Here is a 17,698-nt window from a genome sequence, read left to right as displayed (position 1 = left end):
GAGGGCGGCCCGGAGGCTGCCGGCCGGTACAGGCGGTTCTTGGCATCCCACCGCAGGGTGGGCAGGTGGTAGTCGCCACCCACGGCGGGCGAGCGCACCGTGGAGCTGGATCTCGTGCGGCGACGCCGTCGCGCCAGCGGCCGGGGACCACGTCCAGTTCCTCGGGCGGGTCCGCGGGAAAGAGGTGGGTCAATTTGCCGACGCAGCGGCCGGTGTCGTCCACCAGCAGGGGCAGCGGAAAGCGCTCCCACGGCGCATCGGGCGGCAGGCCGCGGTAGTGGGCGTCGGTGAACACGGCCAGCAGGCGCACCTTGGCGGCCTTGGCCGGCGCATTCCCGGCGGCGCCGCCCTGCACCAGTGGGCAGGCGCGCACCGCGTCGCGGTAGGGCTCCCAGGCCGCCGGCAGCGAAAGGTCCGCGTCCGGGGGCTGGCACTGGGCGGGGTCGAGCGCCATGGGGGGTTTCGCCCCGGCGTGGACCGCAGCGGACAGCATGGCGGCCGCCAGCCAGCCGGCCCACGGAAGAACTGCGTTCATGGGTGCATCAAAGAATGGAAATGGAATGTATCGGGTGCCCGAGCCGGCCGCGCCCTCCCGGTCGCGCTTTCCCGGTCATTGGGGGCCCGCAGGCGCGAAGTGTCGCCGCGGAAGCCGCGAAATCGATGTCAAAGGTTCCCGAAGATACCAATTGATTCAAAAATAACACGCCCCAACACCAACTTTTGGCGTTTTGGGGAGTCCGGCGCGCCGTTCAGCGGCTGCGGACGTGGGCCGAGCGGGGGCTGCGCAGCGTGTCGGCGTCCAGGATCAGGCGCCCCTGGATGCGGCCTTTCATGCGCTTGACGCTGCTGGCCGCATCCAGCATGTGCCGGGCCATCAGTTCGCGCACTTTTTCTGCATCCCGGGCGCGCGCCGCCTGCACGATCTCGCGGTGGAAGTTGGCGTTGGCCTCGCCGAAGCGCCGGTGCTCCGACTTCGGGGTGCGGTTGCCGTACACGATGAGCTGGCGCAGCATCTCGTTGATCAGCTCGCAGGTGAAGCGCAGGAACGGATTGGGGTTGGCCGCGGCCAGGATGTCGTGGAAGTTGACGTCCTCGCGGCGCTGGCTCAGCAGGTCCTCGCTGCTGGAGTTGGGATCGCAGCAGGCGATGCTGTGCTCCAGCGCCTCGAAATCGGCCTCGGTCAGGTGCGGCACGGCGCCGGCGGCCAGCTCGGGCTCCAGGAACTGGCGCACGGCGTAGATGTTGTCGATCGTCACGTCCTGGAAGAACAGGTAGTTCTGCAGGAACTGCAGCGTGCGGTCCAGCGACACCTCGGCGATGGTGCCGCCGCCCGAGGGGCCGGTGGAGATGGTCACCAGGCCCTGCACCTCCAGCGACTTGAGCGCCTCGCGGATGGTGCCCTTGCTCACTTCGAACTGCGCCTGCAACTCGCTCTCGCGCGGCAGGCGGTCGCCCGGGCTCAGATTCTTTTCGGTGATGAGCCGCTTGATTTCCTGCGCCACCAGGTCGGGGCGCTTCAGGGGCTTGATCGGCTTGCCGGCGGGCGGTTTCGTGGCCATGGGTGCGTTGCTGGGTTGAAGACGGGGCAAGGCGCAGCGCGGTGCCTGGCACCCGGCTGTCGCTTCCGTGGTGCAGTGTATGCACCAGGGCCGTGCAGCGGCGGGGCGGGCAGGGTTTACGTGCACGCGATTTGTTCTATTTATCACTATAAATAGGAAAAACACGTGGCACGCCGCGTGCTTTGCAAAAAGCCGTGCCCTGGCCTGCAGGCCGACCGACCCAACCCCCACAGGAGCCCCTTCATGCACCGTCGTCAACTCTTGCAACTCTCCGCACTGGGCGCGCTGCCCGCATCGCTGGGCCTGGCGCGCAGCGCCTGGGCGCAGTCCGCCGGCGCCATCCAGTTCGGCTGCCCGGTGCCCATGTCGGGCGCCTTCGCCGCCAACGGAAAGTTCGCCGACCTGGGCATGAAGCTGGCCATCGAGCAGTACGGCTCGGCCCTCAAGCGCCCCCTGGCCTACACGGTGCTGGATACCGAGGGCAAGCCCGCCACGGCCGTGCGCAAGGTGCAGGAGTCGTCGCAGCAGCAGGGCACGCGCTTTTTCGCGGGTGGCATCCTGTCGTCCGAATCGCTGGCCATGGGCAAGGAGGCCGAGAAGGCGGGCGGCATCTTCATCACCACGGCCGGGGCCGACGAGATCACCGGCAAGGACTGCAACAGCGCCACGTTCCGCTGGTCGGTGCCGACCTTCGGCGCCATCGAGCAGACGGTGCGCCCGCTGGCCGACGCGCTGCCCAAGGCCAAGCGCTGGTACACCATCACGCCGCAGTACGTGTTCGGCGACGGCCTGCTGTCGGCCGCCAAGAACGTCTTCAAGGAAAAGGGCCTGGAGCACGTGGGCAACAGCTACCACTCGCTGGCCGAGAAGGAGTTCAGCGGCTACCTGACCAACGCCATGGCCGCCAAGCCCGACGTGCTGCTGCTGCTGAACTTCGGCTCGCAGTCGTCGGATGCGCTGCGCCAGGCGGTGAGCTTCGGCATGCACAAGAACATGACCATCCTGATCGCCTGGGCCTCGGGGCTGGAGCAGTTCGAGTCGCTGGGCGCGGACCTGTGCGACGGCGTGTATTTCGGCGCGCAGTACTGGCACACCGCCGATGCCCCGCTGAACCTGGAGCTGGTCAAGCGCAGCAACGACAAGTTCAAGTCCAACCCCAACTACAGCCTGGCGGGCTCGTACATCTGCACCAAGCTGCTGATCGACGGCATCCTCAAGGCCGGCACGGTGGACCAGAAGGCGGTGATCGCCGCGCTGGAGGGCATGAAGTACGCGGGCCTCACGGGCGAGGAAGAGATCCGCAAGGGCGACCACCAGGTGCTCAAGAACTACTACCTGCTCAAGGGCAAGCCCAAGGCCCGCATGGCCAACAAGGACGACTACGTGGACGTGGTGAGTTCGGGCAAGTCGTTCCTGCCGCTGGACCAGACCGGCTGCAAGCTGGGCTGACCGCTCGCTCCCGCCTTCCTGCGCCCCGCGCCTTGGCCCTTCACCGTCCGCCCCGCAGCCGCGGGGCCAAAGCCTTGACTGCCCCACTTCCATGAGCATCTACCTGCTACAGGTCATCAACGGGATCGGCATCGGCATGCTGTATTTCCTGCTGGCCGTCGGCCTGTCCATCGTGTTCGGCCTGCTGCGCTTCGTGAACTTCGCGCACGGCGCGTTCTACCTGCTGGGCGCGTATTTCTGCTACCAGATGACGCGCTGGGGGCTGAGCTTCTGGCTCGCGCTGGCCGTGGTGCCGCTCGTGGTGGGCGCGCTCGGCTGGCTGACCGAAAAGCTCGTGCTGCGCCACGTCTACGCCAAGCCGCACGAGTTCCACATCCTGGTCACCGTGGGCCTGGCGCTGGCGATCCAGGAGCTGGTCATCCTGCAGTGGGGGCCGCTGGGCGACAGCGTGGCGGTGCCCGACCTGCTGCAGGGCGTGGTGATGTGGGGCAGCTTCGTGTATCCCAAGTACCGCCTGTTCGTGATCGGCTTCACCGCCGTGCTGGCCGTGGGCCTGTGGTGGGTGCTCGAAGGCACGCGCCTGGGCAGCGCGGTGCGCGCGGGCAGCGAATCGACCGAGATGGTGTCGCTGCTGGGCATCAACGTGTTCCGCATCTTCAGCCTGGTGTTCGCGCTGGGTGCGGCCACCGCCGCCATCGCGGGCGTGCTGGCCGCGCCGATCCGCGGCGCCGAGCCCTTCATGGGCATCGAGGCGCTGGGCGTGGCCTTCGTGGTCGTGGTGGTGGGCGGCATGGGCAGCTTCGGCGGCGCGCTGGTCGGCGGCCTGCTGATCGGCATCGTGCAGAGCGTGATGAGCACGGTGTGGCCCGAGGGCGCGCGCCTGATGATCTACATCGCCATGGCCGCCGTGCTGCTGCTGCGCCCGCATGGCCTGCTGGGCCGCAAAGGATGAACACCGCCATGACGATCTTGCGCAAACACTTCCACCTGCTGCTGGCCCTGGCCTTCGTGCTGGCGATGCCGCTCACCATGCAGTCGGGCTCGCTCGCCAGCGAGGTGCTGATCTACGGCCTGGCGGCCATGGGCTGCAACCTGCTGCTGGGCCACACGGGGCTGCTGTCCTTCGGGCAGGGCATTTTCTTCGGGCTGGGCAGCTACACCATCGCCCTCACGCTCACGCGGTGGCCGCTACCCATGCCGCTCGCGCTGGCGCTCGCCGTGGCGGCGGGCGCGCTGGGCGCGGCGCTGGTGGGCTGGGTGGCCATCCGCCAGCGCGGCACCTACTTCGTGATGCTGACGCTCGCGTTCGCGCAGATGTTCTATTTCCTGGCCTATTCCCTGCCCAGCCTCACGGGCGGGGACAACGGCCTGATGGACATTCCGCGCCCCTCGCTGGCCGTGGGCGGGTTCACGCTGTGGCCACTGCAGTCGCCCTGGCAGTACTACGGCTTCGTGGCGGTGGTGTTCCTGCTGGCCTTCTGGTTGCTGCAGAAGGTGTCGGCGTCGATCTTCGGGCGCACGCTGCTGGCCGTGCGCGACAACGAGGAGCGCGCGGGCGCCATCGGCTACAACCTGCGGCTGCTCAAGCTGCAGGCGTTCGTGATCTCGGGCGCGGTGACGGGCCTGGCCGGCGCGCTGCACGCCATGATGACCGGCATCGCCCCGCTGGCGAGTGCCGAGTACCACACGAGCGAGATGATCCTGGTGATGACGGTGATCGGCGGCACCGGCAACCTGCTGGCCTCGCTGCTGGGATCGGCCTTCTACCTCATCGTGGGCGACTGGCTCTCCACCTTGTGGCCGCGCTGGCTGCTGCTGCTGGGCGTGGTGCTGATGGCGGTGAGCCTGGGCATGCAGCGCGGCCTTTGGGGCCTGCTGGAATCCGCATGGGGGCGCCTGCGCGGCCTTCAGGGTGGCGCGAACGCCACCACCGCCGGCACGGGAGACAAAGCATGACCGCCGCACCCATCCTGCTGGAAGCCATCGGCGTGGAAAAGCGCTACGACAAGTTCGCCGCGCTCTCGGGCGTGGACTTGAAGGTGCGCGCGAACACCGTGCATTCGGTGATCGGCCCCAACGGCGCGGGCAAGACCACGCTGTTTCACATGCTCACCGGCACCAAGGGCGTGAGCGGCGGACGCATCGTGTTCGACGGGCACGACGTGACGCGCGAGCCCGACCACCGGCGCGTGCAGCGCGGCATGGCCCGCTCGTTCCAGGTCACCAGCCTGTTCCTCACCCTGCCCGTGCGCGAGAACCTGCGCCTGGCCGCGCAGGGCACCGCGCCCGCGCAGGCCCTGAACTGCTGGAGCGCGCCCGTGGGTGTTCGCTCCCGCGCCGACGTGGTGGCCAGCGTGCTGGCGCGCCTGGGCCTGGAGCGCCATGCGGACACGCCGGTCGGCAACCTCTCGCACGGGCAGCAGCGGCGGCTGGAGGTGGGCATGGCGCTGGCGGCGGGGCCGAAAGCCATCTTCCTGGACGAACCCACCTCGGGCATGGGCATCGACGACCTAGACGAGATGAAGCGCCTGATCCAGGGCCTCAAGGACGAGCACACCGTGGTGCTCATCGAGCACAACATGAACATCGTGATGGACATCTCCGACACCGTCACCGTGATGCAGCAGGGGCGCGTGCTGGCCGAGGGGCACCCGCACGCCATCCGCAGCGACGAGCGGGTGCGCAGCGCCTATCTGGGCAACATGATCACCGGGGGCAAGGCATGACGATCCTGCAGATCGATGGGCTGCACGCCCACTACGGCAAGAGCCATGTGCTGCAGGGCGTGGACCTGCACGTGAACGATGGCGAACTGGTCACGCTGCTCGGGCGCAACGGCGCGGGCAAGACCACCACGCTCAAGGCCATCTGCGGCGTGGTGCCGCCCAGCCAGGGGCGGGTGCGCTGCATGGGCGACGACGTGCAGGGCCTGCCCGCGCACCGCATCGCCCAGCGCGGCGTGTGCCTGGTGCCGGAGCACCGGGGCATCTTCCGGCTGCTCACGGTGGAAGAGAACCTGCTGCTGGGCCTGCGCAAGCAGTCGCCCTGGCAACTGGCCGATATCTACCGCATCTTTCCACGCCTCAAGGAGCGGCGCCGCAACGGCGGCGGGCAGCTGTCGGGCGGCGAGCAGCAGATGCTGGCCATTGGCCGCGCGCTGATGAACGCGCCGCGCCTGCTCATGCTCGACGAGCCCGTGGAGGGCCTGGCCCCTGTGATCGTCGAGGAGATCGTGGCCCAGCTCCAAGCCATCAAGGCCGCCGGCGTGGCCATCCTGCTGGTGGAGCAGAACCTGGAGGTCTGCACCCAGCTGGCCGACCGTCACTACATCATCGAGCAGGGCCCATCGTGCACGAGGCCGGCAACGCCGCGTTCCTGGCCGACGAGGCCACCAAGGACCGCTACCTGGGCGTGGGCCTGGCCTGAGCCCCCTTGTTCGAAACCGGCTTTCTGCTTCTGCTTTCTCTTTCAGGATCACCACCGTGGACATGAAGACCCTCTCCCCTGCCCTGCAACCCCGCGTGGACGGCGCGCGCCTGTGGCAATCGCTGATGGACCTGGCCCGCATCGGCGCCACGCCCAAGGGCGGCGTGTGCCGGCTGGCGCTCACTGCGCTGGACGGCGAAGGCCGCGACCTCTTCGTGCGCTGGGCGCGCGAGGCCGGCTGCAGCGTGCGCATCGACGCCATCGGCAATCTGTTCGCGCGCCGCGCGGGCCGCAACGATGCCCTGCCCCCGGTGATGACCGGCAGCCACATCGACACGCAGCCCACGGGGGGCAAGTTCGATGGCAACTACGGCGTGCTGGCCGGCCTGGAGGTGGTGCGCAGCCTGAACGATGCGGGCATCGCCACCGAGGCGCCGATCGAGGTGGCGGTGTGGACCAATGAGGAAGGCTCGCGCTTCGTGCCCGTGATGATGGGCTCCGGCGTGTTCGCCGGGGCCTTCACGCTCGAACATGCACTGGCCCAGCGCGATGCGCAGGGCACCAGCGTGGCCGAGGCGCTGGCCGCCATCGGGTATGCCGGCACATTGGCTCCCACGCCCGCGGTGGGTGCGTATTTCGAGGCGCACATCGAGCAGGGGCCGGTGCTGGAGGCCAACGACTGCGTGATCGGCGTGGTGCAGGGCGCGCTGGGCCAGCGCTGGTACGACGTGACCGTGCAGGGCATGGAGGCCCACGCCGGCCCCACGCCGATGGAGCTGCGCCGCGACGCGCTGCTGGCGGCGAGCCGCCTGGTGGCCGAGGTCAATCGCATCGCCCTCGACCACGCCCCGCATGCGCGCGGCACGGTGGGCGTGCTGGACGTCTTCCCCAGCTCGCGCAACGTCATCCCCGGCAGCGTGCGCATGACCGTGGACCTGCGTGCCGCCGACGACGCGGTGCTGCAGCAGATGGATGCGGCCCTGCGCGCCGCCTGCGAGCGCATCGGCGCGGCCCACCGCACGCCGGTGGCCGTGGAGCAGGTCGTGTACTTTCCGCCGCAGCCCTTCGCCCCGGCACTGGTCGAAGGCGTGCGCGCCGATGCCCAGGCCCTGGGCTACACCGCCATGGACGTGGTGAGCGGCGCCGGGCACGACGCCGTGTATCTGGCGCGCCTGGCGCCCACCGCCATGGTCTTCGTGCCTTGCGCGGACGGCATCAGCCACAACGAGATCGAAGACGCCCGGCCCGAGCATCTGGAGGCCGGCTGCAACGTGCTGCTGCAGGCCATGCTGCGCAGCGCGGGGGTGGCGGCATGAAGATCCTGATCGCGCGGCTCAACCACGAGACCAACACCTTCTCGCCCGTGCCCACGCCGCTGGAGGCCTTTTCGCCCGCCTATGGCGCGCAAGCGCTGCAGGAGAACGAGGGCATGCGCACGGCCATGGCGGCGTTCATCGACCTGGCCAAGGGGCTGGGCGCCACACTGGTCACGCCCGTGTCGGCCATGGCCAACCCCAGCGGGCCGGTGCATGCCGCGGCCTACGATGAACTGACCCGCCGCATCGTGGACGCCGCCCCGGGCTGCGATGCCATCCTGCTGGACCTGCACGGCGCCATGGTGGCCGAGAACAGCCCCGACGGCGAAGGCGACCTGCTGGAGCGCGTGCGGGCCGCCGCACCGGGCGTGCCCGTCGGCGTGGCGCTGGACCTGCACGGCAACATCACCCCCAAGATGGTCGCCAATGCCGACGTGATGGTGGGCTTCAAGACCTACCCGCACATCGACATGTACGAAACCGGCGAACACGCCGGGCGCCTGCTGCTGGCCATGCTGCACGGCCAGGCGCGCTACACCGTGCGCTGGCACCCGCTGCCCATGATGGGCCACACGCTGCGCAGCACCACGCTGCAGGGTGCCATGCTGCGCGCGGTGGACGCGGCCCGCGCGGCCGAGGCCGGCGGCATTCCGGCGGTGACGGTGTTCGCCGGCTTTTCGCTCGCCGATATCGAGGCGCCGTGCATGAGCGTGGTGGTCACGGCCCCGGCCGACGATCCCGAACCGGCCCAGGCGGCCGCCGACCGCATCGCTGCCGCCATGTGGAGCGAGCGCGCCGAGTTCGTCTACGACAGCGAGCCGCTAGATCAGTCCCTGCAGCGCGCGCAGGCCCTGGCCGTGGGCGCGGACCGCCCCGTGCTGCTGCTGGACCACAGCGACAACTGCATGTCCGGCGGCACCTGCGATGCCATGGACGTGCTGCAGGCGGCGCTCGCCAACGGCCTGCAAGACATCGCCGTGGGCCCGCTGTGCGACCCCGGGGCGGTCGCCGAACTGGTGGCGGCCGGCGTCGGCGCGCGCGTCGCCGTGCGGCTGGGCAACAAGGTGCCGCTCACGCAACTCGGCGTGGCCAAGGCGCCCGTGGCGGTCGAGGGCATGGTGGTGGCCATCAGCGATGGCGAATACACCGTGACCGGCCCCATCTACACCGGCCAGCGCTGCGCCATGGGGCGCACGGTGCTGTTCGATACCGGCGCGGCGCGCATCGTGGTGACCGAACGCACGCACGAGCCGTGGGACCTGGGCGTGTTCTCCTGCGTGGGCCTGGACCCCACGGCCCACCGTTTCGTGCTGCTCAAATCGCGCATGTACTGCCGCCCGGTGTTCGTGCCGCTGTCGCACGCGCTGGTCGAGTGCGACAGTCCCACAGGGGTGACGAGTTCCAACTACGCGCTGTTCCCGTTCAGGAACGTGCGCCGGCCGGTGTTCCCGCTCGATCCGGCCTGAGCGGCGGAGTGGCGCTGGGGGTTTCCAGGTCATGGGTGCTTTGCCCCGGTTAAGCGGAATTGCTTACCAGGGTTTCTACGGCGGGCTGACTACAATCTCACACCCTTGAAGACGTGACCTCGCCCTGGAACCCTCCGTGGCGCGGGGTTCGGCAGAATTTCATAGAGCTGGAGACGCTTGATGTCCGAGACCCCCCCGGTGAATGCCACGCCCGACAAACGCGCCCTGCTGCGCCAGGCTGCCCTTGAGTACCACGAGTTTCCGAAGCCGGGGAAGATCGCGATCGCCGCGACGAAGCAGATGGTCAACCAGCACGATCTGGCGCTGGCCTACTCCCCGGGCGTGGCCGCTCCCTGCGAAGAGATCGTCAAGGACCCTGCCGCCGCCTTCCGCTACACCTCGCGCGGAAACCTCGTTGGCGTGATCTCCAACGGTACCGCGGTTCTCGGACTGGGCGACATCGGCGCGCTGGCTTCCAAGCCCGTCATGGAAGGCAAGGGCGTCCTGTTCAAGAAGTTCGCCGGCGTGGACGTGTTCGACATCGAGATCAACGAGAAGGACCCGGTCAAGCTCGTCGAGGTCATCGCCGCGCTGGAGCCGACCTTCGGCGCCATCAACCTGGAAGACATCAAGGCGCCCGAGTGCTTCTACGTGGAGCGCGAGTTGCGCAAGCGCCTGAACATCCCCGTCTTCCACGACGACCAGCACGGCACCGCCATCACGGTGGCCGCCGCCATGCTCAACGCCCTGAAGGTGGTGAACAAGGACATCGGTTCCGTGCGCCTCGTCACCTCGGGCGCGGGTGCCGCAGCACTCGCCTGCCTGAACCTGCTGCTGAAGGTGGGCCTGAAGCGCGAGAACGTGTTCGTCACCGACCTGGCCGGCGTGGTCTACGAGGGCCGCACCGAGCTGATGGACGAGGACAAGATCCTGTTCGCCCAGAAGACCGAAGCCCGCAGCCTGTCCGAAGTCATTGAGGGCGCCGATGTGTTCCTGGGCCTCTCCGCTGGCGGCGTGCTCAAGCCCGCCATGGTGGCCAAAATGGCCGCGCGCCCGGTCATCTTCGCGCTGGCCAATCCCAATCCCGAGATCACGCCCGAAGACGCCCACGCCGTGCGCGGCGACGTCGTGATGGCGACCGGCCGCACGGACTACCCGAACCAGGTCAACAACGTCCTGTGCTTTCCGTACATCTTCCGCGGGGCGCTGGACTGCGGCGCGACGACGATCACGCTGGAGATGGAAATCGCCGCCGTGCACGCCATCGCCGAACTGGCCCAGGCCGAGCAGAGCGAGGTGGTGGCCGCCGCATACGTGGGCGAGCCGCTGGCCTTCGGCCCCGAATACCTGATCCCCAAGCCGTTCGACCCGCGGCTGATGATGAAGATCGCCCCGGCCGTGGCCCAGGCCGCCGCCGACAGCGGCGTGGCCCTGCGCCCGATCATCGACATGGACGCGTACCGCGACCATCTGCAGACCTTCGTGTATGCCTCCGGCACCACGATGAAGCCCATCTTCACCGCCGCCAAGACGGCCGCCAAGAAGCGCGTGGCCTATGCCGAGGGCGAGGAAGAACGCGTGCTGCGCGCCGCGCAGATCGTGGTGGACGAAAAAAGTTGCACGGCCCACGCTCATCGGGCGCCCGTCCATCATCGCGCAGCGCATCGAGAAGTTCGGCCTGCGCCTGAAGGAAGGCGTGGACTACGACGTGGTCAACGTCGAGAACGACCACCGCTACCGCGACTTCTGGCAGACCTACCACCGCATGACCGAGCGCAAGGGCATCACCGTGCCCATCGCCAAGATCGAAATGCGCCGCCGCCTGGCGCTGATCGGCTCCATGCTGCTGCACAAGGGCGAGGTCGATGGCCTCATCGTCGGTACCTGGGGCCACACGGCGCTGCACCTGAACTACATCGACCAGGTGATCGGCAAGCGTGCCGGCGTGAACACCTACGCCTGCATGAACGGCCTGCTGCTGCCCGACCGCCAGGTGTTCCTGGTGGACACGCACGTCAACTACGACCCGACGGCCGAACAGCTGGCCGAGATCACCGTTATGGCGGCCGAGGAAATGATGCGATTCGGCATCAAGCCCAAGGCCGCGCTGCTGTCGCACTCCAACTTCGGCAGCAGCAACCAGCCGAGCGCCGTCAAGATGCGCCAGACCCTCGACCTGCTGCGCATCCAGGCGCCGTGGCTCGAAGTGGATGGCGAGATGCACGGCGATGTCGCCCTGGATGCGGCCCAGCGCGCCGTGGTCATGCCCCACAGCACGCTCGCCGGCAGCGCCAACCTGCTGGTCCTGCCCAACATCGACGCGGCCAACATTTCCTACAACCTGCTCAAGACGGCGGCCGGCGGTGGCATCGCCATCGGCCCCGTGCTGCTGGGCGCGGCGGAACCGGTGCACATCCTGACAGCCAGCGCCACCGTGCGCCGCATCGTCAACATGACGGCACTCACGGTGGCCGATGCAAATGCCTCCCGGTAGAGCGGTGATGACGTAGCAAGCGCTAACTTTTAGACGCGTTTGGCCTTGAAAGCGCCTGCCCAATTATTGGGCAGGCGCTTGCTTTTTGGGGGCGATTAAGTCAAACTAACGGCTCGAAATTTCGGGTAAACCCGTAGTTTCTGAAAGGTGTAGTTGATGCTGAAGGCTATCGCCATCCAGGCGTACAAGACAGGTCTTGCGTGCGTACTGGGTGCCGCGTTCGTTCTGGTCCCGACCACGGGACAGGCCCGAAAACCCCCGTCTTCTGACGGAGTGACCACCATCGCACTGGCCGAGTTGCCCCCGCAAGGGCGGGCGACCTACGGGCTCATCCGCGAAGGTGGACCATTTCCTTACGACAAGGATGGTTCGGTGTTCGGCAATCGCGAACGGTTGCTGCCCCTGGAAAAACGGGGCTATTACCGCGAATACACCGTCAGAACGCCGGGTGCGAAGAACCGTGGTGCCCGGCGCATCGTGTGCGGAGGAGCGCCCCGCGTTCCCGATGCCTGCTACTACACCGGCGACCACTACGCGAGCTTTCGAAAAATTGTTGAATGACGCTGGACGCCAAAAGCGCTCGCCGGCATTGCCGCGATCGGTTGCCCGCCTGTCGGCCCCCCGCCTTGGTGGCGGGCCGCTGGACCGAACTTCCGGATATTCCTCATTGGTGACTACATAAAGAAAGAGCAGCGGAGATGGAAATGCCACTTCGTAACGATCAGGAAAACCCATTGCGTGGCGTGCGCCCCAACATCGTGCAGTCTATTCGCGCTTTTCGCGTGCAAGACCTGCAAGAGTCGGCCAAGGCGCTCGGCCAACACTTCCTGTACGCCAACCTTGCACACGCACAAACCAAACAGGACGTGCTGGACCTGATCGCAGGCCAGTTCATGTTCCCGGCGCACTTCGGAAAGAACTTCGACGCGCTGTACGACTGCATGACGGACCCATTGCATAAATCGGGCCCGCAACCGGGCTTCATCGTGGTGCTGGAGCAGATTCCGACCACGGTGAAGTTCGACAAGGAAGCACGCGAGCAGTTGCTCGACATCTTCCGGGAAGCGGCGGACTACTGGAGTGATCGAAAGATACCGTTCCGGTGTTTCTATTCTTTTCTGTAGCCCGTTCTGCATCCACCAGCCAGGCAGAACGGGCGAACGAGGCTAACGAGACCGCCGCAGCGCAGCCCATTGAAATCGCAGTCGATCCTTCCGCGGAAAAAATGCCGACCGACAAGCTCGTTGACGTATCGCCCCTGGCGCTGCGCATGAGCAGCCCGTTCAACGCGGGTTACTGGCTCGCCGCCGCCTGACCGCAGGCGGTCATGCGCGACAGGCAGGGCCCTCAGGCCACTGCTTGCCGCGCTTGACTCTTTTCAGTGCACGGGGCCGGGTGGCCCGATCCCCGCATTGCACCGCCTGCGCTCAGGCAGGGTGCAGTGACTGAGCCAGGGCCACGTATTCGTGCACCGGCACTTCCTCGGCCCGGCGTTGGGTATCGAAGGTGCCCGGGAAGGCGCGCTCCTGCAGCCAGCGGCCCAGCGTGTGCCGCAGCAGCTTGCGGCGTTGGCTGAAGGCCACCTGCACCAGTTCGGACAGCAGGGCGGGTGATACGGGGGCCGGCGAGGCATGGGGCACCATGCGCACGACGGCGCTGTCCACGCGCGGCGGCGGATCGAAGCTCTCCGGCGGCACGAACAGCACATCCTCCATCGCATAGCGCCACTGCAGCATGACCGACAGCCGCCCGTAGTCGCCCGTGGAGGGGCTTGCCACCATGCGGTCGATCACTTCCTTTTGCAGCATGAAATGCTGGTCTTGAATGACATCGACCTGCTCGAGCAGATGGAACAGGATGGGCGTGGAGATGTTGTACGGCAGGTTGCCGACCACGCGCACCTTGGGCGCGTTCAGCGATTGGGCGACCTGGGCGAAGTCCACCTTCAGCACGTCGGATTCGATCACGTCCAGCTGGCCGTGCAGGCGCAGCCGCGCTGCCAGGTCGCGGTCCAGCTCGATCACGGTGAGGCGCCCCAGGCGCTCGACCAGCGGCTGCGTGAGTGCGGCCAGGCCGGGACCGATCTCCACCATGGGCTGGCCCGGCTCGGGGCCGATGGCGCGCACGATGGCATCGATGATGCCGTGGTCCGACAGGAAATGCTGGCCGAAGCGCTTGCGCGGGATGTGCTTCATGGCGCTGCGCGGCGAAGGCGCGTGGGGAAGCGGCGCGTCATTGCGGCGGATCGCGGTATTCCACATACGCGCGGGCCCGGGCTTCCTGCGCCCAGGTGGCGTAGGCCTCGTCCAGCTTCTTTTCGCGCACCACGTCGCGCACCATGTCGCGCTGTTCGCGCTGGGTGAGCTTGGCCTCGCGGCGCTCCAGCAACTGGATCAGGTGCACGCCGAACCGCGTGACGATGGGCTCGCTGATCTCGCCGGGCTTGAGCGCATTGAGCGCTTCCTCGAACTCGGGCACGTAGCGGCCCGGGCTGGCCCATCCGAGGTCGCCGCCCTGCTTGGAGCTGCCGTCCTGCGAGTTCTCGCGCGCGAGCGTGGCGAAGTCTGCCTGGCCCGCCAGGATGCGCCGGCGGTAGTCGGCCAGCCGTGCGGCCGCCGCGGTCTCGGTCAGCTGCGGATTGGCACGCAGCAAGATGTGCCGCGCATGGCTTTGCACCGCCACGGTGGGGGCTGCGGCATTGGTCTTTTCCACCACTTTCAGCACGTGGAACCCGGCCGGCGACCGCACGGGGCCGACGATGCCGCCCACGGGCGTCTGCTGGGTCGAGCGCACGAAGAGCTCGGGGTAGCGATCGGCGGGGCGCAGGCCCAGCAGGCCGCCGGAGGCGCCTTCGGCCGCATCGGAGAACTCGCGCGCCACCTGGCCAAAATCGTCGCCGGCGCGCACCTTGTCGGCCGCCTGCTGCGCGCGCAGCCGGCGCTGCTCCACGACCTCGGGGCTGGCGTTCTCGGGCACGAGCACCAGGATGTGGCCCAGGTTGAGTTCGACCTTGGCCGGATCGGACGCGGACTGCTGCTCGCGCAGGTACTGGTCGACGTCCAGGTCGCTCACGCGCACCCGGGCTTCGACGTCGCGTTCGCGCAGGCGCTGCACCAGCAGCTGGTTGCGCAGTTCTTCGCGGAAGCGGTCCTTGCTGATGCCGTCGATCGCGAGGCGGCGGTGCATTTCCTCCAGGCTCACGTTGTTCTGGCGCGCCACCGACTGCTCGGCCTGGGAGACGGCGATGTCGTCCACCTTGATGCCGCTCTCGTTGGCCATCTGCACCTGGATCTTTTCATTGATCACGCGTTCGAGCACTTCGCGCGCCACCACGTCCCGGGGCGGGCGCTCGCCGCCCTGGGCGGCCAGTTGCTGCTCGACGCGCGCCACGCGGGTCTGCACCTCGTTGTTGGTGATGGGGGCGGTGTTGACCACGGCCACGATGTAGTCCGCCTGGCGGATGCCGCTGCGGTCTGCGCCGGTGCGGGCGTCGGGCACGGTGACGGGCGGCAGGGCGCGCGAGGACAGCCCGGTACCGCCGGTGCCGCTGGCAGCGCCCGAGGCGCGCAGTCCTTGCGCGGAGGCGCCCGCGGGTGCGAGGGAGGCCAGGGTGGCCAGGCACACCAGGCCCAGGGTGAAAGCGCGATGGTTCATGTGGTTGGCAGGTGTCGGGTTAGTCGTAATTGGTGAAGCGGCTGGGCGTGCTGGTCTGCTCGCGCAGGTACTGGTAGCGCGGAATGTTCTGCTTCAGGCTGGTGAGGGGGTTGGAGCCGAGCGAGAGGCGGGAAAAGCCCACGAACTCGATCTGGAACAGCAGCCGGGTGTTGGCCGTGGTCACGCTGCTTTGCAGGCGCTCGAGCACCACGCGGCCGACCCAGCAGCAGCTGTCGTATTCGAAGCCCACCACGGTGTCCACCAGCTTGCGGTCCTGCATGCTGTAGTTCAGGCGGCCCACGGTGTACCAGCGGCCGGGGCCCTGTCCCCGGCCCGGGCCGAGGTCCTGGCCCTTGTCGCCCCACAGGTCGTTGATGGGCCATTGCCAGCCCACGTCGATCTGCTCGCTGGTGCCGCGCTGCAGGCGGTAGGCGGCGCTGATGACGCGGTAGGCGCTGGGGTTGTAGCGCGCGCCCACGGTGGAGCGGATGGAGCGGCCCGTCTTGGGGTTGTATTGCACCGTGGAGTCGAAGCCCCACTGCTTCGTCCAGTTCAGGCCCGCGCCCAGCAGCACGTCCGACAGCCGTTCGCTGACGGTGGACTCGCCGGGCAGCACGACCTTCTGGTCGGAGAACCGCACCCGCTGGGCGATGCCGAAGCGGGCCGCCTCGGCGCCGTCGTCCGGGTCCAGCAGCCGCGTGGTCACGCCCAGGGTGAGCAGGTTGTTGTCGGCCAGGCGGTCGTTGCCGCCGTAGCCGTTCTCGGTGTAGATGGTGGCGAAGTTGAAGTCGTTGGCCGCCGTGTCGTACACCGGCAGCAGGCTCTGGTCGCGGTAGGGCGTGTAGGTGTAGAAGGCGCGCGGCTCCAGCGTCTGCAGGAAGTTGCGGCCGAAGTAGCGCGCATCGCGCTCGAACACCAGGCCGCTGTCCAGGCTGAACGTGGGCAGCGTGCGCTGCGCGTTGCGCTGGCCGTTGGCCAGCGGGCTGTCGAACTGGTATTGCGTGGCGTGCAGCTGCACGCGCGGTGTGATGAAGCCGGCGGGCGCGAGGAATGGCCGGCTGATCTGCGCCATGGCGTAGCTGCGCTGGGCGTTGGGCTGGCCGGTGAGGGCGCGGTCCGCATGGAAGCTGGTGTAGTCGGCCTCCACGCTGGCATCCAGGCCGTAAGGCAGCATGGTGGGGTTGTAGCCCCAGCGCAGCTGCGGCATGCGGTCGTAGGGCGGCACGATGGGCGCGCTCACGTCCTGCAGCGTCTGCCACTTGAGGGTGCGCAGGCTGAGCGACATGTCGTCCTTGCCCCAGGACAGCGTGGCGTCGCCGGGCAGCAGGCGCTGGGTGAGCTGGGTCATGCCGGTCACGTTGCGCGTGAAGTCGCGCCAGTAGTTGTCGTCGCTGACCCGGCTCACGTCCATGTTGAAGTTCAAGCCGCCCAGCGGCGTATCGAACGTGCCGCTGTGCTTGAGGCCGTAGCCCCAGCGGTCGCGGTCGCGCAGCTTGTCGGCCGGCATGTAATCGCCGCGCAGCTCGCCCCGGTAGGTGGGCTCCAGGTAGCGGAATTCGCCGCCCAGGTTCACGCCGCGCTTGGACATGACGGTGGGCGTGATGGTGGCGTCGCGGTTGGGCGCGATGTTCCAGTAGTAGGGCTGCGCGTACTCGACGCCGCTCACGTTGTCGATGGCCACGGTGGGCGGCAGCAACCCCGACTTGCGGCGGTCGGACAGCGGGAACGTGATGTGCGGGATGGGCAGGATGGGCAGGCCCTTGAACTCCAGCACCGCGCCGTCGGCCGTGCCCACCTGCTCTTCGTTGTCGATGCGGATCGACCGCGCGCGCAGCACCCAGTCGGGCTGCCAGGTGGCTTCGTCGTTCTTCTGGCAGGTGGTGTAGGTGGCGTTGTGCACCACGGAGCGATCGCGGTCGATGAAGTCCACGCGGCTGGCCTCGCCGTGGGCGCCGTTCATCAGGAAGCGGTAGTTGGCGGCATCGAAATAGCCCGAGAAGGCGTCGACCCGCAGTTCCAGCTCCGAGCCTTCGTACACGTTGCCCGCGCGGTTGATGCGCACCTGGCCGCGCGCCTTGGCGAGGTCGTCGGGCACCACGTATTCCAGCCGGTCGGCGTGGATGATGGTGTCGCCGCGGCGCAGTTCGGCATTGCCTTCGACGATGGCGTTGATGTCCGGCTGGCCGGTCACGCTGTCGCCTTTCACGAAGATCGGCAGCTGCGGGCGAACGGCTTCGGGGATCTTTTCCTGCAGCAGGGGGCTGGCGCGCAGGGCGGGCGCTGCCTCGGGCACGGCGGGTGCGCCGGGCTCGGCCTCCGACTGGGCGAGCGCTA

14 protein-coding genes and 2 pseudogenes are annotated in these 17,698 nt (G+C 68.1%); 11 read left to right on the top strand and 5 right to left on the bottom strand.

What is annotated here, in order from left to right; translation table 11 throughout:
• Positions 1-535 (bottom strand): hypothetical protein (locus AC27IQ_RS09535; RefSeq protein ID WP_487089320.1); only part of this gene is annotated, 535 nt, incomplete at its 3' end.
• A 214-nt stretch (positions 536-749) separates the two neighbouring features.
• Positions 750-1,559: a FadR/GntR family transcriptional regulator gene (locus tag AC27IQ_RS09530; RefSeq protein ID WP_284397492.1), complete on the bottom strand. Its 810-nt coding sequence runs from the start codon at positions 1,557-1,559 to the stop codon at positions 750-752.
• A gap of 243 nt (positions 1,560-1,802) precedes the next feature.
• Here AC27IQ_RS09530 and AC27IQ_RS09525 point away from each other — a divergent pair, with 243 nt between their 5' ends.
• The 11 genes and pseudogenes from AC27IQ_RS09525 to AC27IQ_RS09475 all read left to right on the top strand — a co-directional run bounded on the left by AC27IQ_RS09525 (position 1,803) and on the right by AC27IQ_RS09475 (position 13,025).
• Positions 1,803-3,008: an ABC transporter substrate-binding protein gene (locus tag AC27IQ_RS09525; RefSeq protein ID WP_284407121.1), complete on the top strand. Its 1,206-nt coding sequence runs from the start codon at positions 1,803-1,805 to the stop codon at positions 3,006-3,008.
• 91 nt (positions 3,009-3,099) lie between these two features.
• A complete protein-coding gene (locus AC27IQ_RS09520) occupies positions 3,100-3,960 on the top strand; it encodes a branched-chain amino acid ABC transporter permease (RefSeq protein ID WP_284397499.1) in 861 nt (286 codons plus the stop codon).
• An 8-nt stretch (positions 3,961-3,968) separates the two neighbouring features.
• A complete protein-coding gene (locus tag AC27IQ_RS09515; protein ID WP_284397501.1) occupies positions 3,969-4,964 on the top strand; it encodes a branched-chain amino acid ABC transporter permease in 996 nt (331 codons plus the stop codon).
• Positions 4,961-5,734 (top strand): ABC transporter ATP-binding protein, encoded by a 774-nt coding sequence (locus AC27IQ_RS09510; protein WP_487089319.1) that lies wholly within the window; start codon positions 4,961-4,963, stop codon positions 5,732-5,734. The genes AC27IQ_RS09515 and AC27IQ_RS09510 overlap by 4 nt, the downstream gene beginning before the upstream one ends.
• Positions 5,731-6,434, top strand: a pseudogene (locus AC27IQ_RS09505) (ABC transporter ATP-binding protein). Before AC27IQ_RS09510 ends, AC27IQ_RS09505 begins: the two are co-directional and overlap by 4 nt.
• A 62-nt stretch (positions 6,435-6,496) precedes the next feature.
• Complete coding sequence (locus tag AC27IQ_RS09500) at positions 6,497-7,750, top strand: Zn-dependent hydrolase (protein ID WP_487089321.1); 1,254 nt, start codon at positions 6,497-6,499, stop codon at positions 7,748-7,750.
• Positions 7,747-9,216: a M81 family metallopeptidase gene (locus AC27IQ_RS09495; RefSeq protein ID WP_284430550.1), complete on the top strand. Its 1,470-nt coding sequence runs from the start codon at positions 7,747-7,749 to the stop codon at positions 9,214-9,216. Before AC27IQ_RS09500 ends, AC27IQ_RS09495 begins: the two co-directional genes overlap by 4 nt.
• A 180-nt stretch (positions 9,217-9,396) precedes the next feature.
• Positions 9,397-11,710: pseudogene (locus AC27IQ_RS09490) on the top strand (NADP-dependent malic enzyme).
• Positions 11,711-11,866: 156 nt separating this feature from the next.
• Positions 11,867-12,271 carry a guanyl-specific ribonuclease gene (locus tag AC27IQ_RS09485; RefSeq protein ID WP_284409931.1) on the top strand — a complete coding sequence of 135 codons (405 nt, stop codon included), beginning with the start codon at positions 11,867-11,869 and terminating at the stop codon, positions 12,269-12,271.
• Positions 12,272-12,408: 137 nt separating this feature from the next.
• Complete coding sequence (locus tag AC27IQ_RS09480) at positions 12,409-12,834, top strand: barstar family protein (RefSeq protein WP_092742419.1); 426 nt, start codon at positions 12,409-12,411, stop codon at positions 12,832-12,834.
• Positions 12,813-13,025: a hypothetical protein gene (locus AC27IQ_RS09475; protein WP_217640151.1), complete on the top strand. Its 213-nt coding sequence runs from the start codon at positions 12,813-12,815 to the stop codon at positions 13,023-13,025. Before AC27IQ_RS09480 ends, AC27IQ_RS09475 begins: the two co-directional genes overlap by 22 nt.
• 112 nt (positions 13,026-13,137) lie before the next feature.
• Here the strand turns inward: AC27IQ_RS09475 and rsmA are convergent, their stop codons facing one another.
• The 3 genes from rsmA to AC27IQ_RS09460 form a co-directional block, all read right to left on the bottom strand.
• Complete coding sequence (gene rsmA, locus AC27IQ_RS09470) at positions 13,138-13,905, bottom strand: 16S rRNA (adenine(1518)-N(6)/adenine(1519)-N(6))-dimethyltransferase RsmA (RefSeq protein ID WP_487089318.1); 768 nt, start codon at positions 13,903-13,905, stop codon at positions 13,138-13,140.
• A 37-nt stretch (positions 13,906-13,942) separates the two neighbouring features.
• On the bottom strand, positions 13,943-15,364 hold the full coding sequence (locus AC27IQ_RS09465; RefSeq protein WP_284430552.1) for a peptidylprolyl isomerase: 1,422 nt from the start codon (positions 15,362-15,364) through the stop codon (positions 13,943-13,945).
• A 19-nt stretch (positions 15,365-15,383) separates the two neighbouring features.
• Positions 15,384-17,698 (bottom strand): LPS-assembly protein LptD (locus AC27IQ_RS09460; RefSeq protein ID WP_487089317.1); only part of this gene is annotated, 2,315 nt, incomplete at its 5' end.

Source organism: Acidovorax sp. KPB24-07 (assembly GCF_057543315.1).
Note: the sequence above shows the minus strand (reverse complement) of the source record. Positions and strands in the feature narration are given on the sequence as shown.